The sequence below is a fragment of the Streptomyces sp. NPDC041108 genome (genome assembly GCF_055592645.1).
Map to the genome: position 1 here is coordinate 54552 of NZ_JBVIYK010000001.1, position 21313 is coordinate 75864.

Sequence of the window (21313 nt, forward strand, 5' to 3'; positions counted from 1 at the left end):
GGTCTGCCGTCGGCGGGGGTGTGTGGTGGGTGCCGGCCGGTGAAGCGGTGGCCGGGGTCCATCGGGGTGTGGCCCCGGTGCGGACGGGAAATAACCCGGGTGACGAGACGGGGCGTGCCGTGCGACCATCTTCGGGTCGGCGACGGGAATCTCCCGGAAGCCCCGGGCGTTGTCGCCATTGACGGATCGTGGTTCGTGTCGTGATCCGTCGCCTTCGGTATCCCTATCGACGTAAGGACCCAATGACCTCCTCTTCTTCCCCTTCCCAGGCCGCACAGAGCGCCTTCGCGCAGAACAACCCCGAGAATCTTCGGGCCGATGCCCTGATGGAAGAGGACGTCGCCTGGAGCTTCGAGATCGACGGAGAGCGGGACGGCGACCAGTTCGACCGCTCCGACCGCGCGGCTCTGCGCCGCGTCGCGGGCCTCTCCACCGAACTCGAGGACGTCACCGAGGTCGAGTACCGCCAGCTCCGCCTGGAGCGCGTCGTACTCGTCGGTGTCTGGACCACGGGAACCGTGCGCGACGCGGAGAACTCGCTGGCAGAGCTGGCCGCCCTCGCGGAGACCGCGGGCGCGCTCGTGCTCGACGCGGTGTTCCAGCGTCGCGACAAGCCGGACGCGGCCACCTACATCGGCTCCGGCAAGGCCAACGAGCTGCGGGACGTCGTCCTCGAATCGGGCGCGGACACCGTCATCTGCGACGGTGAGCTGAGCCCCGGCCAGCTCATCCATCTCGAAGACGTCGTCAAGGTCAAGGTCATCGACCGTACGGCCCTGATCCTCGACATCTTCGCCCAGCACGCCAAGTCCCGGGAGGGCAAGGCGCAGGTCGCGCTCGCGCAGATGCAGTACATGCTGCCGAGGCTCCGTGGCTGGGGTCAGTCGCTGTCCCGTCAGATGGGCGGCGGCAAGGGCGGCGGCCTCGCCACCCGTGGTCCCGGTGAGACCAAGATCGAGACGGACCGGCGGCGGATCCGCGAGAAGATGGCGAAGATGCGCCGGGAGATCGCGGAGATGAAGACCGGCCGCGAGATCAAGCGTCAGGAGCGCCGCCGGAACAAGGTGCCCTCGGTCGCCATCGCCGGCTACACCAACGCCGGCAAGTCCTCCCTGCTCAACCGCCTCACGGGCGCGGGCGTACTGGTGGAGAACGCGCTGTTCGCGACCCTCGACCCGACCGTGCGCCGGGCCGAGACGCCGAGCGGGCGGCTGTACACGCTGGCGGACACCGTCGGCTTCGTACGGCACCTGCCGCACCACCTCGTCGAGGCGTTCCGCTCCACGATGGAGGAGGTCGGCGACGCCGACCTGATCCTGCACGTGGTCGACGGCTCGCACCCCGCGCCGGAGGAGCAGCTGGCCGCCGTGCGCGAGGTCATCCGTGACGTGGGCGCGACCAAGGTGCCCGAGATCGTGGTGATCAACAAGGCGGACGCGGCCGACCCGCTGACGCTGCAGCGGCTGCTGCGGGTCGAGAAGCGCTCCATCGCTGTCTCCGCCCGTTCCGGCCAGGGCATCGAGGAACTGCTCGCCCTGATCGACAACGAGCTGCCGCGCCCCTCGGTCGAGATCGAGGCACTCGTTCCGTACACCCACGGCAAGCTCGTCGCCCGCACCCACACCGAGGGCGAGGTGATCTCCGAGGAGCACACCCCGGAGGGCACCCTGCTCAAGGCCCGGGTGCACGAGGAGCTGGCGGCCGACCTGGCGCCGTACGTCCCGGCGGCGACGGTCTGACGGCCTGAGACCTGCGGCCTGAGGTCTGAGGCCTGCGGAAGCGCGGGAGCCCCCGGGCGAACCGCACTCGTGACCGCACCAGTGGCCCGCCCCCTCCGCCGAGGGAGCGGGCCTCTGCCATGTGCGCGCGTCGTGGTCGTACGACAGCCCCGCACGGGTCACGTCACCTGTGCGGGAGCTCCGGGGGTACGGCGGAGGGCGCGTGATCCACCGGTCCCACGCGCCCTCCGCCTTCGTCAACACCTGTCCGGCGTCACCGCGCGAACTTGTCACTCACCGCCTGGTACACGCCCTCGGCCTCCTTGCCCAACCGCGGCCCCGCCAGCCAGCCGGCGCTCGCCGGACCGATGGAGGTGTTGGACACCAGCGCGGGCCGACCGTCCGAACCGGTCGCCACCCAGCCACCCCCGGACGAGCCGCCGGTCATGGAGCAGCCGATGCGGTACATCGTCGGGTCGGCCGCGACGAGCGAGAACCGTCCGGGCTTGTCCTGGCACTGGTACATCGTCTCGCCGTCGTAAGGAGCCCCGGCCGGGTAACCCGTCGCCGTGATGCTCTTCATCTGCGGCACGGCGGGCGCGTCGAAGTCCACCGGCAGGGCCGAACCGACCATCTCCTCCAGCGACTTGCCCCCGCTGCCCTCCTCCGGCGTCACATGGATCACCGCGAAGTCGTACGGGGCTCCGTCACCGCCCGTCTGGCCGCCCTGCTCGATCCACTGGTCCGAGGTCTGTGCCCAGTCGCCCCACCAGACGCCGTACGGAGCGACCTCCTCCTCGGTGGCGGTCTGCCGTTCCGACGCCGACCTGCCACTGTCGTTGTACGAGGGCACGAAGGCGATGTTGCGGTACCAGCCGCCCGCCTTGCCGGCGTGCACGCAGTGGCCGGCGGTCCACACCATGTTGGACTTCCCCGGGTTGGCCGGGTCCTGCACCACGGTCGCCGAGCAGACCATGGTGCCCTCGGGCGCGTCGAAGAACACCTTGCCCGCCTCGGGCACGTTCGCGTGGTACTTCGCCGACACCGCCGTGGCGTCGACGGACTGCGGTGTCGGGTCGGTCACGCCCTGGTCACCGGTGAGGTCGCTCTCGTCGACCTCCTTCTCCGGCTCCTCGGCGTCCCGCATCCGGTCCGGGTCCCACAGGTCCTTGATGATCGGGTTGACGTAGTCCTCGGCCTCGCGCAGCCAGTCGTCCTTGTCCCAGTTCTTCCAGGCACCGCCCCGCCACTTGTCGAGGTCGATCCCGTGTTCCTTGAGCTTGTCCTTGATGTCGTCCGGAATGCGGATCTTGCCGTCGCCCGAGCTGCCGCCGTCCTGAGCGGACGCCGACGGGTCGGCGCTCGCCGTGGTGTCACCCGAGCCGCAGGCGGTGGCGGTCAACGACAGAACCGCGGCAAGGCCGACCGCGGCCACCACGGGGGAGGTTCTGCGGCGCGTGCTCCTCCCACGACGGGCGGCGAAGAGCGGTCGTATGGGTCGCATGGTCTGAACTCCCCTGGGGCGTTTGAGAACTCTGTGCTGCCGAGGCGGATCACGCACGGTCCTCCGCGCGCCCACCGCCTCCTTGTACGTAACCGACGCGGCATCGCGCGGCTCCGTACCTCGGTTTCTTCGTACGCGGTCGTCTTCTTCGTACGTGGCCGTCCGGCACGGTCGCCGTACTCAGGAGACGTACTCGGCAGTCATCTGCGCGGCTCGCCACGGATCCGCCGAGCCGCGTCCTTCGGAACGGCACCACACACTATGCGGTCGTTGTGGGGGACATCCGATGGAACGGCAACGGTTCCGTCACGGCAAGGATCTTCGTCCCACCCGCTTCCCCGTGCGAGTCCCGTCGTTGGAAGGTGCGGGGGACCCGCCGGTGCTCGGTGACCCCTGCCAACTCGCCTTCGAGCAGCGGGAGGAAGTGCAGTCGTGGCGGTGACCGAGTCTGCTGTGGCGCCGATGGGGCGCGCGCCCTCGCGAACACGTTCGGGACACGAGGGCGAACGGGCGCGCGCACCACGGGAAGACGACGGGACGCGCTCGGCGCACGAGGGGTTCCTGCGGCGGCAGTCTGCCCGCGAGTCGGCGGCACGCACCTACGCGCACGCCCTGCCCATCGTGCCCGTCCGCGCACGCGGGCTGACCATCGAAGGCGCCGACGGCCGCCGCTACCTCGACTGTCTGTCCGGCGCCGGCACCCTCGCTCTCGGCCACAACCATCCGGTCGTCCTCGAAGCCATCCGGAAGGTGCTCGACTCGGGTGCTCCCCTGCAGGTCCTCGACCTGGCCACTCCGGTGAAGGACGCCTTCACCACCGAACTGTTCCGCACCCTTCCCCCAGGGCTCGCGGACCGCGCACGCGTCCGGTTCTGCGGACCCGCCGGTACGGACGCGGTAGAGGCGGCCTTCGCATTGGTCCGGGCAGCGACCGGACGCACCGGAATGCTCACCTTCACCGGCGCCTGCCACGGCACGACCGCCGGGGCACTGGAAGCGTCGGAAGGCGCCCACGACGTACGGGTGACACGTCTGCCCTACCCCCAGGACTACCGTTGTCCCTTCGGCACGGGCGGGGAACGCGGCGCCGAACTCGCCGCTCGCTGGACCGAGTCGGTCCTCGACGACGTCAAGCACGGCGTACCCCGACCGGCGGGCATGCTCCTCGAACCGGTCCAGGGCGAGGGAGGTGTCGTCCCCGCCCCGGACGGCTGGCTCCGCCGCATGCGCGAGATCACCGCGGCTCGCTCGATCCCGCTGATCGCCGACGAGGTTCAGACGGGTGTGGGCCGCACCGGCCGGTTCTGGGCCGTCGAGCACAGCGGCGTCGTTCCCGATGCGATGGTTCTGTCCAAAGCCATCGGCGGCAGCCTCCCGCTGGCCGTCGTGGTCTACCGCGACGACCTCGACGTCTGGCAACCGGGCGCCCCCGCGGGCACCTTCCGTGGCAATCAGCTGGCCATGGCCGCCGGCACCGCCACCCTCGCCCACGTCCGTGAGAACGGCCTCGCCGCACGTGCCGAGTCCCTGGGCATCCGCATGCTCACCCAACTCCGTGGTCTTGCCCAGCACTTCGCCTGCGTCGGCGATGTACGGGGCCGAGGGCTGATGATCGGCATCGAGATGGTCGTTCCGGGGGCGTCCTCTCCTCCCGATGGCACAGGTCCGCCCCCGCCCGCCCCCAGCCTGGCCACCGCCGTCCAGCGTGAATGCCTCCGTCGGGGCCTGATCGTCGATCTGAGTGGCCGCCGGGCCGGCGTCGTCCGCCTCCTCCCACCCCTCACGATCACCGACGAACAGGCGGAGGCCGTACTCGACCGCCTGACGGACGCGATCGCCTCGGTAGCGGCCACCGCCGATGAGCGAGGTTCGGTGAGGCCGATGTCCGAGCGAGCCGGAGGCCCGGGAGACCCGCCCGGCGGCTGAGCAGCGAGCCGACCTGCCATACCGCCCGGTGCGGCCTCCACCGCGCCCCCGGACCAGCCATGCACCCCAGGCACCGCCCCACCCGGCCATCGGTCCGTGACTCCGCCGGGCAGGCCCCTGAACCACCGACGCTCCGCCCCCTTCCGTAGTTCCCCTCCCCACAGCCCCACCGCACAAGCCCCCGGCCACGCCGGACCGCGCGCACCCCGCGACTGCCCTCCCGCACGAGCAACCCCAGGAACCGCCTTGAAGCCGCAGCCCGCCCCCGAGGCCCGCTCCCATGATCACGACACGAAGGCATGCGCCCCCCTGACCCCGACCCAGCTCGATGCCGAGCCGTCGCCCGCCCACGCGGACATGAGGGTCGGCCAGGTCGGACCGCTGTTCGACCTGGCCGAGCCGAGATCCGGCGTGACCGCCCCGGCCCCCGGGCACGCGCCCCTGGCCTCCGGCTCGACCGCCCTGGTCTCCGACCAGGCCGCCCCGGGTTCCGGCCCGGCCACCCCGACGCCCGGCCGACCCGAGCGAGGGGCCGTCTCGGTCGTACAGAGGCCCACACGGCCAGCATCGGAGTGCGAGGGCACCGAGCCGTCGACCGGCCAGGCCGCACCGACCTCCGGCCCGCCCGAGCCGCGCCCTGGCCTTGGCCTTGGCCCCGGCCCGGGTCTCGGCCTCCGGCGAAACGAACCGCTTGCCTCTCCCACCGCGCCGGTCCCCAGCCAAGCCGCACCCACTCGGACACCGGCCGAGCCAGGGCAAGAGCGCTACCAGCCTGCCCTCGGCCGAGCCGACAAAGACCGGATCGCCGAGCCGCCGCACAGCCCTTCCGCCGACCCCCTGCACCACCCCGACCCGCACACCGCGGCCCAGGCGGCGGCGATCGAGAATCTGCTGCGCTGCTGGGTTCGCGAACACAACCTCACCTGCCCCCACGACGGCACCCTCCACATCCCCCTCCCCACCACCGGTACGACGCTCCTCGCCCCGGTGCACTACTGGTCCCTCACCGGCTGGCACCGCTTCGGCCCGCCGTACCTTGCCGGCACTCCCGAGAACACACCGCCTCTCGACGCGGCCGCGGTGGCGGCACTGCTGGTGGGTGGGACGACCACGCGAGGTTCAGGCGGGACGGACACCCACGAGCCCTGGCCCACCGCGGCGCACGCCCCCACGCCCCCCACCGCGAGCGCACCGGACCACCCCGATCCGCTCCCCCCGGCCGACCATCCGGATACGCCCCGCCAACTCGACTCCGTCGATGGGCCCGGCCGACCGGGACCGCTCGACCCGCTCGATCACCTCGACCCGCTCGATCACCTCGACCCGCTCGATCACCTCGACCGGCTCGATCACCTCGACCCGCGCGATCTGATCGGACGGGTCGCCGACTCCGCCCGCCGCGTCGCCATGTTCATCGCCGAACGTCGAGCCGCGCCCGCCGACGGTCCGGACCGATTCCGCTCTGCCGAGCAGGCTCTCGTCCTCGGTCACCCCCTGCACCCCACCCCCAAAAGCCGGGACGGCCTCTCGGAGACCGAAGTGCGGCTCTACTCACCGGAGTCGCGTGGCTCCTTTCCCCTGAACTGGTTGGCGATCGCCCCCTCCGTCCTGTCCGCCGACTCGGCATGGACCGAGCGCGGTCGTGTCGTCCCCGCCGAACAGCTGACCGCCCGGTTGGCCGGTCCGGAGCTGCCGCTGCCGGCGGGCCATGGCGCCCTGCCCGTGCACCCTTGGCAACTCCGTGAGGTCCGACGCCGCCCGGCCGTCGCCGCGCTGTTCGACGCCGGCCTGATCAGGGACCTGGGTCCGCACGGTGACCCGTGGCACCCCACCTCCTCCGTGCGTACCGTTCACCGGACCGACACCCCCGCGATGCTGAAGCTCTCGCTGGGTTTGCGCATCACCAACTCCCGTCGCGAGAACCTCCGCAAGGAACTCCACCGCGGTGTCGAGGTCCACCGCCTGCTCCGCTCCGGCCTGACCGCGCAGTGGCAGGCGGCCCACCCTCGGTTCGACATCGTCCGCGACCCGGCGTGGCTGGGGGTCACCACACCCGAGGGCGGCCCTCTGCCGGGCCTGGACGTGATCGTCCGCCACAACCCCTTCGGCGCTGCGCACGACGTGTCCTGCGTCGCGGGACTCGTCTCACCGAGACCGTACGCCCCGGCCGAACGGCGAACGGATCACCGCGCAGACCACGGCGGTACGCGGCAGGAGCACAGGGACGAACATCGGACGCGGCACTGCGACAGCGTCCTCCTGCACGGAGTCGACCCCCGTGCTGATGTGCACCTCCTCATGCGGTCACGACTCGCCGATGTCATCACCCGTCTCACCGGGCGCACCGGCCGTCCCCGAGGCGCCGTCGCCGTCGAGTGGTTCCTGCGCTATCTGGAGCAGGTCGTGCGGCCCGTGCTGTGGCTGGACAGCGAGGCCGGGATCGCCCTCGAAGCGCACCAGCAGAACACGCTCGTCCTTCTGGACCCCGACGGCTGGCCCATCGGGGGCCGGTACCGGGACAACCAGGGCTACTACTTCCGTGAGTCCCGCCGCGCGGATCTCGCAGCCCGCTTGCCCGGCATCGGCGAGCACAGTGACACGTTCGTCTCCGACGAGGTCGCCGACGAACGGTTCGCCTACTACCTCGGTATCAACAACGTGCTCGGCCTGATCGGTGCGTTCGGCTCGCAGCGCCTCGGGGACGAGAGACTTCTGCTGGCAGCCTTCCGCCGCTTCCTCACGCACATGGCCTCCGGCCCCGCCCGGCTGAACACCACCCTGCCGGCCCGGCTGCTCGACTCACCCGTCCTGCGCTGCAAGGCAAACCTCCTGACCCGTCTCCACGACCTGGACGAACTCGTCGGTCCTGTCGACACCCAGTCCGTCTACGTCACGATCACCAACCCCCTCCATCGCTGACCTGCCCGGCCGCTGTGCGGCCCGCTCGTCCGCGTCGATTCGCCTCCCTTCAGCCCCGAGGAACATGACCCATCCGATCTCCTGAGAGGAACGTCGCCGTGGCTCCCACCGACGCGAGCACCGAAGCGAGCACCGAAGCGAGCACCCACACCGGCCCCGCCTCGACCCCGACGTGCAACGAGGACACGCTGGAACTGCGCCTGACCGAAGACTTCCTCGCACTGCTGTCCGAGGACGGCGACCCGCGCGTCGGTGAGACCGAGCCAGGCCAGGAGAGCCCCCCGGCCGAAGGCGAACTGCTCGACCATCTCGCCGACTGGGGGCCGGTCGGCACCCCGGCAGGCGCCCTGCGCCTCGTCCCCGTTCGCCTCGAACGGGAGCTACCGCTGATCTCCCGGTGGATGAACGACTCGACCGTGGCCTCCTACTGGAAGCTCGCCGGATCCGAGGACGTGACCGCGGACCACCTCCGGACCCAGCTCGGCGGTGACGGCCGCAGCGTGCCCTGCATGGGGGTGCTGGACGGCACCCCCATGAGCTACTGGGAGATCTACCGGGCAGACCTCGACCCCCTCGCCCGCCACTACCCCGCCCGTCCGCACGACACGGGGGTCCACCTCCTCATCGGCCCCGTGGCCGACCGGGGGCGCGGTCTCGGCGCCGTCCTGCTCCGCGCCGTCGCCGATCTCATCCTGGACAGAAGACCTTCCTGCGCCCGCGTCGTGGCGGAACCCGACCTTCGCAACTTTCCCTCCGTCTCCGCTTTCCTGAGCGCGGGCTTCCGGTTCTCCGCGGAGGTCGACCTGCCCGACAAGCGGGCCGCCCTCATGATCAGAGACCGACTCCTGCGCGATCTGATGTAGATCCGACGGTCCGTCGTGGATCCGACCTGGGTCCGTCGTGGGTCCGCTGCGGTGCCGTCATTTTTGGTACACCGCCCGCGGCGGTCCGGTTCCCGATCACGCCGACGCGATTTCCGGCCTCCCGGGAATCCGCTCGCCCCGACGAAATGAAACGCTCTTGAATCCGCCCCTCACGCCCCGTGACTCCGCTTTGATAACCCGTTTGTCAGTGGTGACCCGTAGGGTGGTCGCGCTATGACGAAGCCCTCACTTCACGAACTCCTGCACGCCGCCGTCGCCGCCGTCGGCGGTACGGAGCGCCCCGGCCAGGTGACCATGGCCGAAGCCGTCGCGGAGGCGATCGACGACGGCTCCCATCTGCTGGTCCAGGCGGGCACCGGCACCGGAAAGTCGCTCGGTTACCTGGTGCCCGCGCTCGCCCAGGGGGAGCGCGTCGTCGTCGCGACGGCGACTCTGGCACTGCAGCGCCAGCTAGTGGAGCGGGACCTGCCGAGAACGGTCGACGCGCTGCATCCGCTGCTGCGCCGCCGCCCCGAGTTCGCCATGCTCAAGGGCCGGTCGAACTACCTGTGCCTGCACCGCCTGCACGAAGGCGTACCGCAGGACGAGGAGGAGGGCCTCTTCGACCAGTTCGAGGCGGCCGCGCCCTCCAGCAGGCTGGGCCAGGACCTGCTGCGGCTGCGGGACTGGTCGCAGGAGACCGAGACAGGCGATCGGGACGACCTCACCCCGGGTGTCTCCGACCGCGCGTGGTCGCAGATCTCCGTGTCGTCCCGGGAGTGCCTGGGCGCATCGAAGTGCGCGTACGGTGCCGAGTGTTTCGCCGAGATGGCCCGGGAGCGGGCCAAGCTCGCCGAAGTGGTCGTCACCAACCACGCGCTGCTCGCGATCGACGCCATCGAGGGCGCGCCGGTGCTCCCGCAGCACGAGGTGCTGATCGTGGACGAGGCGCACGAACTCGTGTCTCGGGTGACCGGTGTGGCGACCGGCGAACTCACCCCGGGCCAGGTCAACCGCGCAGTGAAGCGGGCGGCGAAGCTGGTGAACGAGAAGGCCGCCGACCAGCTCCAGACTGCTGCCGAGGGGTTCGAGCGGGTCATGGAGCTGGCCCTGCCGGGCCGTCTGGAGGAGGTCCCCGAGGACCTGGCCTACGTCCTGATGGCGCTGCGAGACGCCGCCCGTACGGTGATCTCGGCGATCGGCAGCACGCGCGACAAGTCCGTCCAGGACGAGGACGCCGTGCGCAAGCAGGCGCTGGCGGCCGTGGAGAGCGTCCACGACGTGGCGGAGCGGATCAGCAACGGCTCCGAGTGGGACGTCGTCTGGTACGAACGCCATGACCGGTTCGGCGCGTCGCTGCGCGTCGCCCCGATGTCCGTGTCGGGACTTCTGCGAGAGAAGCTCTTCGCGGACCGGTCGGTCACCCTGACCTCGGCCACGCTCAAGCTGGGCGGCGACTTCAACGGCGTGGGAGCGTCACTGGGCCTGGCGCCGGAGGGCACCGAGGGGGACGACCTTCCGCAGTGGAAGGGCGTGGACGTCGGATCGCCGTTCGACTACCCGAGGCAGGGCATCCTCTACGTCGCCAAGCATCTGTCCCGGCCCGCTCGGGACGGCGACCGGGCGGACATGCTGGACGAGCTGACCGAGCTGATCCAGGCGGCGGGCGGCCGGACCCTCGGGCTGTTCTCGTCGATGCGGGCCGCCCAGCTCGCCGCGGAGGAGCTGCGGGTCCGGATCCCGGAGTACCCGATCCTGCTCCAGGGCGAGGAGACGCTCGGCGAGCTGATCAAGGGCTTCGCGGCCGACCCCAGGACCTGCCTCTTCGGCACGCTGTCGCTCTGGCAGGGCGTGGACGTGCCCGGTCCCAGCTGTCAGCTGGTCGTCATGGACAAGATCCCGTTCCCGCGCCCCGACGATCCTCTGATGAGCGCCCGGCAGAAGGCTGTCGAGGAGGCGGGCGGCAACGGCTTCATGGCCGTCGCCGCCACCCACGCGGCCCTGCTGATGGCCCAGGGCGCCGGCCGCCTCGTACGGGCGCAGGGAGATCGTGGTGTGGTCGCCGTACTGGATCAGCGGCTGGCGACCGCGCGGTACGGCAGCTATCTGAAGGCGTCCCTGCCCGACTTCTGGTACACGACGGACCGCAATCAGGTCCGCAGGTCGCTCGCCGCGATCGACGGCGCGGCGCAGGGCAAGAAGGAAGACAAGGACGAAGAAGTGGAAGCCGAGACGGCGCAGGCGTGACCGGCCAACGGTCGGCGGCCCGTCCTCGAACCATCGGGACAGGCCGCCGACCGTTCCGCGCACAGCACAGCACAGCACAGCACAGCCTCAGGGTCCGCAGGGTGTTTCTCGGCGGGTCCTGGACAGCCCAGGACCCCGGAACCGGCGCAGTGGATTCCGGGGCCCGGATCAAGGGCGGGGACGGGCACGGGCCGTCCCCGCTGGGGTGTCAGACGCGGCGCAGGACGGCCACCACCTTGCCGAGGATGGTCGCGTCGTCACCCGGGATGGGCTCGTAGGCGGCGTTGTGCGGGAGCAGCCAGACGTGGCCGTCCTCGCGCTTGAAGCGCTTGACCGTGGCCTCGCCGTCCAGCATGGCGGCCACGATGTCGCCGTTCTCGGCGACGGGCTGACGGCGGACCGTCACCCAGTCCCCGTCACAGATGGCGGCCTCGATCATGGAGTCGCCCACGACCTTGAGGACGAAGAGCTCGCCGTCACCCACCAGCTGGCGGGGGAGCGGGAACACGTCCTCGACGGACTCCTCGGCGAGGATCGGGCCACCGGCGGCGATCCGGCCCACGAGCGGCACGTACGAAGCGGCCGGCTTGCCCGCGGTGTCCGTCGGCTGGGCCGAGGACTGGTCGGAGCCGCGGACCTCGTACGCGCGCGGGCGGTGCGGGTCGCGGCGCAGGAAGCCCTTGCGCTCCAGCGCCATCAGCTGGTGTGCCACGGAGGACGTGCTGGACAGGCCGACGGCCTGGCCGATCTCGCGCATCGACGGCGGGTATCCACGCCGCTGCACCGAGTCCCTGATCACCTCGATGACCCGGCGCTGTCGATCGGTGAGCCCGGAGCTGTCCGCCCTGATACCTGGAGGTCGGCCGGGCAGGGCTCGCTTGGGCCCTTCATGGTTCGTGGATTCGTTCATCGCATGCACCGGCTCGAGTCGGCTCTGGGAGCGGTCCTGGGCAGTGATGGTGGCACTGTCAGCGGTGGTGGTCACGTCGGCCCCTCTCGATGGTCTCCCGTGCAGCACAACGGTAGTTGCTTTCGAAAGGTTGCGCCAAACACACGTTCGAGTGAAAAACCGTGGATTACCTGACGTGGCCATCTGTCTGGGTGTAGGGCCTGCGGCTCTGGCGGACAAAAGCACTGATTGCTGTACTCTTCACCGCCGGGGCGACGGGCCTTGTGGGCCGCTGTCGCCGCCTGGCCCAGTCTGCCACCCGGTGCTCCACCGGCCGAGTACCGACCCCTTCTTCCCTGGCGCGCCACCGCCGCCCCGTCCGCTCCGCGACGGCGCGGCTGCGCTCCGCGACGGTGCCTCCGTCCGGCGCCCCGTGTCTATGCGGGCGACACGCGTGCCGTAGGGGGATTTACGTGCCTAGCCCTACATGTAGTGCTTGGATTGCCGCAACAGCCCAGAAGTTGTGGTCCCCCGGGTCCTAGGGCTCTTGGTCATCCCCTATGCTGGGGGCTGCTTCCGCGGGGCCCAAGAGGCCTGTGGGGGCTATCGAGTCGTGCTGTGAGGAGGGTTGGAGTTATGCACTGTCCCTTCTGCAGGCACCCCGACAGCCGTGTCGTCGACAGTCGTACGACGGATGACGGCACGTCGATCCGCAGGCGCCGCCAGTGTCCCGACTGCTCCCGTCGTTTCACGACGGTGGAGACGTGTTCGCTGATGGTGGTCAAGCGGTCCGGCGTGACCGAGCCCTTCAGTCGCACGAAGGTCATCAACGGCGTCCGCAAGGCGTGCCAGGGGAGGCCCGTCACCGAGGACGCGCTGGCCCAGCTGGGTCAGCGGGTCGAGGAGGCGGTGCGCGCGACCGGGAGCGCCGAACTGACCACCCACGACGTGGGGCTGGCCATACTCGGCCCGTTGCAGGAGCTGGACCTCGTCGCCTACTTGCGGTTCGCCTCGGTCTACCGGGCGTTCGACTCGCTGGAGGACTTCGAGGCCGCCATCGGGGAACTCAGGAACGAGCAGCACCGGCACCCCGGCGCGGACGACGAGGACGTCGAGAACGCGGCCGAGGGGCGCCCGAAGAGCGACCGCGGGTCCGGAGGGGCTGCGCAGGTCCCCATGCCCGCTCACGCCGCCGACTGACGGCGGGCCGCACCGCCGGACCGAGGCGTCCGGACGATCGGCGGCGATCCAGACCTGTCGTGAACGGCTTTCCAGCCGGTTCGCGACACAAGACAAACACCGTGTCACGGGAACAACGCGACACTTCAGGGCGTTTACGCCCGTACAGGGAGGCGGCATGACAGAGACGGCGAGCGGTCCGGCACGGAGTTCCCGCGCCAAGGGCACCAAGGCGAGCAAGGGCCTGCGTATCGAGCGCATCCACACCACTCCCGGCGTGCACCCGTACGACGAGGTGGTCTGGGAGCGGCGTGACGTCGTCATGACCAACTGGCGCGACGGCTCGGTCAACTTCGAGCAGCGTGGCGTCGAGTTCCCCGACTTCTGGTCGGTGAACGCGGTCAACATCGTCACCAGCAAGTACTTCCGCGGTGCCGTGGGCACCCCGCAGCGCGAGACCGGCCTCAAGCAGCTGATCGACCGCATCGTGAAGACCTACACGAAGGCCGGTGAGGACAACAGGTACTTCGCCTCGCCCGCCGACGCCGAGATCTTCGAGCACGAACTGGCGTACGCCCTTCTGCACCAGGTCTTCAGCTTCAACAGCCCCGTCTGGTTCAACGTGGGCACCCCGCAGCCCCAGCAGGTCTCCGCCTGCTTCATCCTGTCCGTCGACGACTCCATGGAGTCGATCCTCGACTGGTACAAGGAAGAGGGCATGATCTTCAAGGGCGGCTCCGGCGCCGGCCTGAACCTGTCCCGCATCCGCTCCTCCAAGGAGCTGCTCTCCTCCGGCGGCAACGCCTCCGGTCCGGTCTCCTTCATGCGGGGGGCCGACGCCTCCGCGGGAACGATCAAGTCCGGCGGTGCCACCCGCCGCGCCGCCAAGATGGTCGTGCTGGACGTGGACCACCCGGACGTCGAGGACTTCATCGCCACCAAGGTGAAGGAAGAGGAGAAGATCCGCGCCCTGCGCGACGCGGGCTTCGACATGGACCTGGGCGGCGACGACATCACGTCCGTCCAGTACCAGAACGCCAACAACTCGGTCCGCGTGAACGACGAGTTCATGACGGCCGTGGAGAACGGCACCGAGTTCGGCCTGCGCGCCCGTATGACCGGCGAGGTCATCGAGAAGGTCGATGCCAAGGCGCTGTTCCGCAAGCTCGCCGAGGCCGCGTGGGCCTGCGCCGACCCGGGCATCCAGTACGACGGTGTGATCAACAACTGGCACACCTGCCCCGAGTCCGGCCGCATCACCGCGTCCAACCCGTGCAGCGAGTACATGCACCTGGACAACACGTCCTGCAACCTCGCCTCGCTCAACCTGATGAAGTTCCTCAAGGACGACGGTCTCGGCCACCAGTCCTTCGAGATCGAGCGCTTCGCCAAGGTCGTCGAGCTCGTCATCACCGCGATGGACATCTCCATCTGCTTCGCCGACTTCCCCACCCAGAAGATCGGCGAGAACACCCGCGCCTTCCGTCAGCTCGGCATCGGTTACGCCAACCTCGGCGCCCTGCTGATGGCGACGGGCCACGCGTACGACTCCGACGGCGGCCGCGCCCTCGCCGGTGCCATCACCTCCCTGATGACCGGCACGGCGTACAAGCGTTCGGCGGAACTCGCCGCGGTCGTCGGCCCGTACGACGGCTACGCCCGGAACGCCGACGCCCACAACCGCGTCATGAAGCAGCACTCCGACGCCAACGGCACGGCCGTGCGCATGGACGACCTGGACACCCCGGTGTGGGCCGCCGCCACCGAGGCATGGCAGGACGTGCTGCGCCTCGGCGAGAAGAACGGCTTCCGCAACTCGCAGGCCTCCGTGCTCGCGCCGACCGGCACGATCGGGCTGGCCATGTCCTGCGACACCACCGGTGTCGAGCCGGACCTCGCGCTGGTCAAGTTCAAGAAGCTGGTCGGCGGCGGCTCGATGCAGATCGTCAACGGCACGGTCCCGCAGGCCCTGCGCCGCCTGGGCTACCAGGAGGAGCAGATCGAGGCGATCGTCGCCCACATCGCCGACCACGGCAATGTGATCGACGCCCCGAGCCTCAAGCAGGAGCACTACGAGGTCTTCGACTGCGCCATGGGCGAGCGCGCCATCTCCCCGATGGGCCACGTCCGCATGATGGCCGCGATCCAGCCGTGGATCTCCGGCGCCATCTCCAAGACGGTCAACATGCCGGAGACGGCGACCGTCGAGGAGGTCGAGGAGATCTACTTCGAGGCGTGGAAGCTGGGCGTCAAGGCGCTCGCGATCTACCGCGACAACTGCAAGGTCGGCCAGCCGCTCTCCGCCAAGACCAAGGACTCGGAGAAGGCCGAGATCACCGAGAAGGCCGAGGAGACGATCCGGGCCACGGTCGAGAAGGTCGTCGAGTACCGCCCCGTCCGCAAGCGCCTTCCGAAGGGCCGCCCCGGCATCACCACGTCCTTCACGGTCGGCGGCGCCGAGGGTTACATGATCGCCAACTCCTACCCGGACGACGGCCTGGGCGAGGTCTTCCTGAAGATGTCCAAGCAGGGCTCGACCCTCGCGGGCATGATGGACGCCTTCTCGATCGCCGTCTCGGTCGGTCTGCAGTACGGCGTGCCGCTGGAGACGTACGTCTCGAAGTTCACGAACATGCGCTTCGAGCCGGCCGGTATGACGGACGACCCGGACGTGCGGATGGCGGCGTCGATCGTCGACTACATCTTCCGTCGCCTGGCGCTGGACTTCCTGCCCTTCGAGACGCGCTCCGCGCTCGGCATCCACTCCGCCGAGGAGCGTCAGCGTCACCTGGAGACCGGTTCGTACGAGCCGGTCCTGGACGACGTGGAGGTGGACGTCGAGGGCCTGTCCCAGTCGGCGCCGCGGCAGTCCCTGAAGGCCGTCTCCGCTCCGAAGGCCGACGAGGAGGGCGCCAAGCCCGCCCCGAAGCAGGCCCACACCAGCGCCGAGCTGGTGGAGATGCAGCTGGGCATCCAGGCCGACGCCCCGCTGTGCTTCTCCTGCGGTACGAAGATGCAGCGGGCCGGCTCCTGCTACATCTGCGAGGGCTGCGGCTCGACGAGCGGCTGCAGCTGATCTGAGCGCCCCCGGGCGCGAACCGGCACGTCAGGGCGGTGGAGTCGAAGTCCGGCTCCACCGCCCTCGGTGTGCTCACACCCCTGGGCCGTGGGTCAGGACCGGGGCGGGCGGCCCATGACGCGGGCGAAGGCAGCCGGGTCCTCGTCGTATCCGGTGACACCGGGGTGGAAGGTCCACTCACCGGACGTGTCGCGGACGAATACGGCGACGGTCGCCGCGGCGGAGCCGAGAACGGTGCCGAAGTCGTCCTCCGCGAGGACCGTGTAACCCTCGCGGATGCGCAGGCCGGGGTTCTGGACGCCGGCGAAGGTCTTCGTACCGGATCCCTGCTGTATGGCGACACCGATGACGACCCGCCCGTAGCGGCTGTCCAGACGGTTCAGCTCCACGGTCATGATCTCGTCCCAGCCGAAGCCCTGGCCGTTCTTGCTGTCGCGGTTCAGGGTGATGGTGCCGTCGGGCGAGCGGCTGTCGAAGTGGACGACATAGGCGGGATCGCCACTCGGATCGGCCGCGGGATAGGTCGCCGCGATGATGTCGAGGTCCGTCGGCGGCTGTCCGGTGGGGCTCGGGTCCCACTTCAGCGACACCTCGACCTTGCGGATGCCCTTGTTGAGGCCGTTCAACAGAACTCTCCTCCCCGTCCTTCTGTGCTTGCGGGCCGAACTGCCTGGCGGTCCACGCCAGTTGTCCATCCTTGCACGCGCGCCGGGGCGCTCGCCCGGGTGCAACCGGCCGGAGAGTGACCGCCGCCACGTTCCGTGGCCTTACCATGGCGCGGTGCTGGTCAAGTGGATTCGCTGCACCGTGGTGGACCGCCGCGGTTTCGAGCGGGGGCAGCGAAAGTGGGCGGGGCTTCCGGGGGAGCCGGGTTTCCGGGGACAGGGTGGGGGTTGGAGCCGGGCTCGGCCCGGCGTGGCGCACATCTTCTCCTTCTGGGAGAGCCGCGCCTTCTACGACTCCTTCATGGCACGCTCCCACGACCGGCTCGCCGCCTCGCAGTCCGGCACCTTCAAGGACATGCAGGTCAAGCTCTTCGACCACCGCTTCGACGTGAAGACCGGCTTCGAGCCCCGCTTCACCGATGCCGATCTGGTGCGGGTGGCGCACTGCCGTGTCCACGAGGAACGCGCCGAGCACTTCGCCCTGATGCAGGAGAAGGTCTGGAACCCGGCGATGGCCGGCTCTCCGGGGATGGTGCGCGGGCTGTTCGGCGAGGCGCCGGGACATGAGTTCGTGATCCTCTCCATGTGGCAGTCGGCCGCCGAGCACGGCAAGTACCGCGCCGAACGCATCGAGCGCCTCGCCCTGCGGGCCCAGCTGGAGGCCGACGTCGCGGCCCTGGCGGGCGACATCGTGGAACTGGAGCCGAGCTGGACGGTTTGATCGTCCGGACGGTCCGATGTTCGAACTCGCGTGAGTTCGGATACCAAACCTGCGCGATCGATGGGTGGGACCTGTGTGACCTACGCCGTATGGCACCCGGAGAAGTGCTCGATCCGGCCTCGTCCCCTTTAGGGTCTTGGCATGGCACGACCACGGCGCATCATCCTTGTCCGACACGGCGAGTCAACGGGCAATGTTGATGACACCGTGTACGAGCGCGAGCCGGACCACGCTCTCGCGCTCACCGATCTGGGCTGGCAGCAGGCGGAGGAGACGGGAAAACACATCCGCGACGTCCTCGGCCGCGAGCGCGTCAGCGTCTACGTCTCCCCCTACCGCCGCACCCACGAGACGTTCCAGGCTTTCCATCTGGACCCCGAACAGGTGCGGGTGCGCGAGGAGCCACGGCTGCGCGAACAGGACTGGGGCAACTGGCAGGACCCCGACGACGTACGGCTCCAGAAGGCGTACCGCGACGCGTACGGGCATTTCTTCTACCGCTTCGTGCAGGGTGAGTCCGGCGCCGATGTGTACGACCGGGTCGGCGGCTTCCTGGAGAGCCTGTTCCGCAGTTTCGAGGACCCCGACCACCCCCCGAACGTCCTGCTGGTCACCCACGGGCTCGCCATGCGGCTGTTCTGCATGCGCTGGTTCCACTGGACGGTGGCGGAGTTCGAGTCGCTGTCGAATCCCGGGAACGCGGAGATGCGGATGCTCGTTCTCGGAGAGGACGGCAAATACACACTCGACCGGCCGTTCGACCGCTGGCGGAACCCGGAGTCGTACGGGGCCACCGGATAGAGTGGCAGGGCGATGACCGCTGACTCCTCTTCCGACGGCCGCCTGGAGCGCGCCCTGTCCAGCCTGCGCGGACTCGCGGTGGGGGACGCGCTGGGCTCGCAGTACTTCGTGCCGGTGAACTACCCGCTGCTCAAGCGCCGTGAAGTCCCGCCCGGCCCCTGGCAGTGGACCGACGACACCGAGATGGCCTGTTCCGTCGTGGCCGTCCTGGCCGCACACCGCCGGATCGACCAGGACGAGCTGGCCCGTTCCTTCGCCGTGCACCACGATTTCGACCGGGGCTACGGGCCCGCGGTCAACCGCCTGCTGCGCCTGGTGCGGGAAGGCGGCGACTGGCGTGAGCTGGCCTCCGCGCTCTTCAACGGCCAGGGGTCCTGGGGCAACGGCGCGGCCATGCGGATCGCCCCCCTGGGCGCCTGGTACGCGGACGACCCCGAGCAGGCCACCCACCAGGCGGAGATCTCGGCCTATCCCACGCACCAGCACCGCGAGGCCGTCGTCGGCGCCATGGCGGTCGCCGCTGCCGCCGCCCTCGCGGCCGACCCGGCCGGACCGCCGAGCGCGGGCGCCTTGCTCGACGGCGTCATCGCGCTCGTCCCGAAGAGTGCCGTCGGCGCGGGGCTGCGTCGTGCCCGGGACATGCTCGACTACGCCGACGCGGACACCGTGGCCGCGGTACTGGGCTGTGGGCGGCGTACGACCGCGCACGACACCGTGCCGTTCGCGCTCTGGTCGGCGGCACGCGCCCTCGGTGACTACGAGCAGGGTTTCTGGACGACGGCCCAGGTGGGCGGCGATGTCGACACGACGTGCGCCATCGTCGGTGGAGTCGTCGCCTCCGGAAAAGCCGGGACGCCCCCCGAGACCTGGGTGGCGCAGACCGAGGCGTTCCCGGGCTGGCTACGGGTGGACTAGCCGCCCGCAGGGGCTGAGCCGTCCGGACCTCGGCAGCCTCGATCGCCCCGACTGTCACAGGAGTGCCACAGTGCGTTCCCTGGTCGGCCGTGGGTGCGCTCCTGCGGCATAGCCTGTCCGCCACGCCGCCTGTTGATCATGGCAAGTCGCGGCGACGAGGTACCGGCCGCGCGGTCTGCCGTGGCCAAGCGCCGCCTACGGGCGCGATGGGGCCGGTCGGGGGAGGGGGTCCCATGTCCGAGACACCGTCAGTACCAGCCGCACCGGAGCCCGAAGGCCCGGCGTCCAGGGCGCGTGCCGAGAGCGGGGAGAGCCGCTCCGCGCCGACAGGGCCCGAACCCGCCCCACCGCAGGACGGGACGGGCAGGCCCGCGCGGATCCGGATACCCGCTCCGCCCCAGGTGCCCAAGGCGATCGACCTCAGCCCAGGGGAACCCGCGCCCGTCCGCACCACGACCCTGTGGGCGGCCCTGGCCACCGGCGTCCTCAGCATGCTGCTGGGCGAGGGACTGGCGGTGAACATACTCGTCGTCGCCGTGCCCGCCACGGTCGCCGTGTACGCCGCCGGACGGCGAGCGGGCCGGCGTCCCCGGCCATGGGCGCTCGTCTGGGGCGCGGCCGGGGCCGCCCTGCTGACCGTGCCCGCGCTGCGCGCCGCCGAATGGCCTTCGTTCCTCGCCGTCGTCACCGCGCTCGCGGCGGGCTCGCTCGCCCTGCACGGCGGCCGTACCTGGCCCGCGGTCCTGCTCGGCCCGATCGGGGTGTTCACCTCGCTGGTCACCGGCCCGGCCTGGGCCTGGCAGGGCCTGCGCGAGCGGGTGGGCGGCGACCGCGGCCGTCTGGCCCCCGTGTTCCGGGCGGTCGTCGTGGCCGCGGTCCTGCTCTTCGTCTTCGGCGCCCTGTTCGCCGGGGCCGACGCGGCCTTCGCGGATCTGCTCGGCGCCCTGGTGCCCGACGTCTCGGTGTCCGACGGGCCCTGGCGGATCCTGCTCCTCGCGCTGGGCCTGTTCGGGACCCTCGCGGCGGCCCGCACGGCGGCGGCCCCGACCCGCTGGGACCGTGTGCAGGTGCCCGCGGGACGCGCGCGCGGACGTGTCGAGTGGGCGCTGCCGCTGATCGGGCTCGTCGCGCTCTTCGCCGTCTTCAACGCCGTCCAGCTCGCCGTGCTCTTCGGCGGCTACGACGCCGTTCTGAAAGAGACCGGCCAGACGTACGCCGAGTACGCGCGCCAGGGGTTCTGGCAGCTGCTCATGGCCACGCTGCTCACCCTGCTGGTCATCGTGATCGCCCTGCGCTGGGCGCCCCGCACGCGTCCGAGCGACCGGACGCTCGTGCACGGTGTGCTGGGAACCCTGTGCGCGCTGGCGCTCGTTGTCGTGGCGTCCGCTGTGCGACGTATGGACATGTACGTGGACGCCTATGGGCTCACGCGGCTGAGGATCTCGGTGCTGACCATGGAGCTCTGGCTCGGTCTGGTCATCGTGCTCATCATGGCCGCCGGGGTGTGGGGCGCCCGCTGGCTGCCGCGCGCCGTCGCGGTCGGCGCGGTCGCCGTGGTGCTGGCCTTCGGGCTCGCGTCACCCGACGCGCTCATCGCCGAGCGCAACGTCGAGCGGTACCAGACGACCGGCCGCTTCGACCTCCCCTACGCCAGGGGGCTGTCCGCCGACGCGGTGCCCGCCCTGGACCGGCTGGAGGAGCCCTTGAGGTCGTGCGCCCTGTGGAACATCAAGGAGGAGCTGGACGAGCGGCAGCACATTCCCTGGTACGCCACGAGCTGGGGCGAGGCCGAGGCGAGACGGATTTTGGAGGAACGCCCGCTCGTGCCGGGGTCGAGCGGCCCGGCGTGCGGCGAGTCGGGGTCGGAGTTCTACCGCTGAGACGTTC

Annotated in this window: 14 protein-coding genes; 11 read left to right on the forward strand and 3 right to left on the reverse strand. The window is 70.4% G+C overall.

Features of this window, described 5'->3' with window-relative positions; translation table 11 throughout:
* The first annotated feature begins 242 nt into the window (after window positions 1–242).
* Window positions 243–1739, forward strand: coding sequence for a GTPase HflX (gene hflX / locus ACZ6BB_RS00230; protein ID WP_471613082.1), 1497 nt, complete (start codon window positions 243–245; stop codon window positions 1737–1739).
* 253 nt (window positions 1740–1992) lie between these two features.
* Here hflX and ACZ6BB_RS00235 read toward each other — a convergent pair whose 3' ends face one another.
* Window positions 1993–3222: a trypsin-like serine peptidase gene (locus ACZ6BB_RS00235; protein WP_471613083.1), complete on the reverse strand. Its 1230-nt coding sequence runs from the start codon at window positions 3220–3222 to the stop codon at window positions 1993–1995.
* Window positions 3223–3684: 462 nt separating this feature from the next.
* Here ACZ6BB_RS00235 and ACZ6BB_RS00240 point away from each other — a divergent pair, with 462 nt between their 5' ends.
* From ACZ6BB_RS00240 to ACZ6BB_RS00255, 4 genes are all read left to right on the forward strand, one after another.
* Window positions 3685–5148, forward strand: a complete 1464-nt coding sequence (locus ACZ6BB_RS00240; protein ID WP_471614083.1) for a diaminobutyrate--2-oxoglutarate transaminase family protein — start codon at window positions 3685–3687, stop codon at window positions 5146–5148.
* A gap of 246 nt (window positions 5149–5394) precedes the next feature.
* The gene (locus tag ACZ6BB_RS00245) at window positions 5395–8067 is read left to right on the forward strand and encodes an IucA/IucC family protein (protein ID WP_471613084.1); all 2673 of its coding nucleotides are present in this window, start codon (window positions 5395–5397) and stop codon (window positions 8065–8067) included.
* A gap of 98 nt (window positions 8068–8165) precedes the next feature.
* On the forward strand, window positions 8166–8930 hold the full coding sequence (locus ACZ6BB_RS00250; RefSeq protein ID WP_471613085.1) for a GNAT family N-acetyltransferase: 765 nt from the start codon (window positions 8166–8168) through the stop codon (window positions 8928–8930).
* A gap of 234 nt (window positions 8931–9164) precedes the next feature.
* Window positions 9165–11177, forward strand: a complete 2013-nt coding sequence (locus tag ACZ6BB_RS00255; RefSeq protein ID WP_471613086.1) for an ATP-dependent DNA helicase — start codon at window positions 9165–9167, stop codon at window positions 11175–11177.
* Between the two features lie 208 nt (window positions 11178–11385).
* On the opposite strand, the gene lexA is transcribed toward ACZ6BB_RS00255, so the two are convergent.
* Window positions 11386–12162, reverse strand: a complete 777-nt coding sequence (lexA, locus tag ACZ6BB_RS00260; protein WP_059081483.1) for a transcriptional repressor LexA — start codon at window positions 12160–12162, stop codon at window positions 11386–11388.
* 540 nt (window positions 12163–12702) lie between these two features.
* On the opposite strand from lexA, the gene nrdR reads away from it, so the two are divergent.
* Entirely contained in the window at window positions 12703–13266 is a 564-nt protein-coding gene (gene nrdR / locus ACZ6BB_RS00265) for a transcriptional regulator NrdR (RefSeq protein WP_471613087.1), read from the forward strand.
* Between the two features lie 157 nt (window positions 13267–13423).
* Window positions 13424–16321: a vitamin B12-dependent ribonucleotide reductase gene (locus tag ACZ6BB_RS00270; RefSeq protein WP_471613088.1), complete on the forward strand. Its 2898-nt coding sequence runs from the start codon at window positions 13424–13426 to the stop codon at window positions 16319–16321.
* 95 nt (window positions 16322–16416) lie between these two features.
* On the opposite strand, the gene ACZ6BB_RS00275 is transcribed toward ACZ6BB_RS00270, so the two are convergent.
* Window positions 16417–16950 carry a TerD family protein gene (locus ACZ6BB_RS00275; protein WP_471613089.1) on the reverse strand — a complete coding sequence of 178 codons (534 nt, stop codon included), beginning with the start codon at window positions 16948–16950 and terminating at the stop codon, window positions 16417–16419.
* A 154-nt stretch (window positions 16951–17104) separates the two neighbouring features.
* On the opposite strand from ACZ6BB_RS00275, the gene ACZ6BB_RS00280 reads away from it, so the two are divergent.
* From ACZ6BB_RS00280 to ACZ6BB_RS00295, 4 genes are all read left to right on the forward strand, one after another.
* Window positions 17105–17710, forward strand: coding sequence for a YdbC family protein (locus ACZ6BB_RS00280; protein WP_471613090.1), 606 nt, complete (start codon window positions 17105–17107; stop codon window positions 17708–17710).
* Window positions 17711–17851: 141 nt separating this feature from the next.
* Complete coding sequence (locus ACZ6BB_RS00285; RefSeq protein ID WP_471613091.1) at window positions 17852–18511, forward strand: histidine phosphatase family protein; 660 nt, start codon at window positions 17852–17854, stop codon at window positions 18509–18511.
* A gap of 12 nt (window positions 18512–18523) precedes the next feature.
* Complete coding sequence (locus tag ACZ6BB_RS00290) at window positions 18524–19426, forward strand: ADP-ribosylglycohydrolase family protein (protein ID WP_471613092.1); 903 nt, start codon at window positions 18524–18526, stop codon at window positions 19424–19426.
* A gap of 233 nt (window positions 19427–19659) precedes the next feature.
* Window positions 19660–21306 carry a DUF4153 domain-containing protein gene (locus ACZ6BB_RS00295; RefSeq protein ID WP_471613093.1) on the forward strand — a complete coding sequence of 549 codons (1647 nt, stop codon included), beginning with the start codon at window positions 19660–19662 and terminating at the stop codon, window positions 21304–21306.
* The last annotated feature ends 7 nt before the right edge of the window (window positions 21307–21313 follow it).

Excerpts from the sequence above, each read along its gene's own strand:
- hflX (WP_471613082.1), top strand. The coding sequence starts at position 243 with ATGACCTCCTCTTCTTCCCCTTCCCAGGCCGCACAGAGCGCCTTCGCG.
- ACZ6BB_RS00235 (WP_471613083.1), bottom strand. The coding sequence starts at position 3,222 with ATGCGACCCATACGACCGCTCTTCGCCGCCCGTCGTGGGAGGAGCACG.
- ACZ6BB_RS00240 (WP_471614083.1), top strand. The coding sequence starts at position 3,685 with ATGGGGCGCGCGCCCTCGCGAACACGTTCGGGACACGAGGGCGAACGG.
- ACZ6BB_RS00255 (WP_471613086.1), top strand. The coding sequence starts at position 9,165 with ATGACGAAGCCCTCACTTCACGAACTCCTGCACGCCGCCGTCGCCGCC.
- nrdR (WP_471613087.1), top strand. The coding sequence starts at position 12,703 with ATGCACTGTCCCTTCTGCAGGCACCCCGACAGCCGTGTCGTCGACAGT.
- ACZ6BB_RS00270 (WP_471613088.1), top strand. The coding sequence starts at position 13,424 with ATGACAGAGACGGCGAGCGGTCCGGCACGGAGTTCCCGCGCCAAGGGC.
- ACZ6BB_RS00285 (WP_471613091.1), top strand. The coding sequence starts at position 17,852 with ATGGCACGACCACGGCGCATCATCCTTGTCCGACACGGCGAGTCAACG.
- ACZ6BB_RS00290 (WP_471613092.1), top strand. The coding sequence starts at position 18,524 with ATGACCGCTGACTCCTCTTCCGACGGCCGCCTGGAGCGCGCCCTGTCC.
- ACZ6BB_RS00295 (WP_471613093.1), top strand. The coding sequence starts at position 19,660 with ATGTCCGAGACACCGTCAGTACCAGCCGCACCGGAGCCCGAAGGCCCG.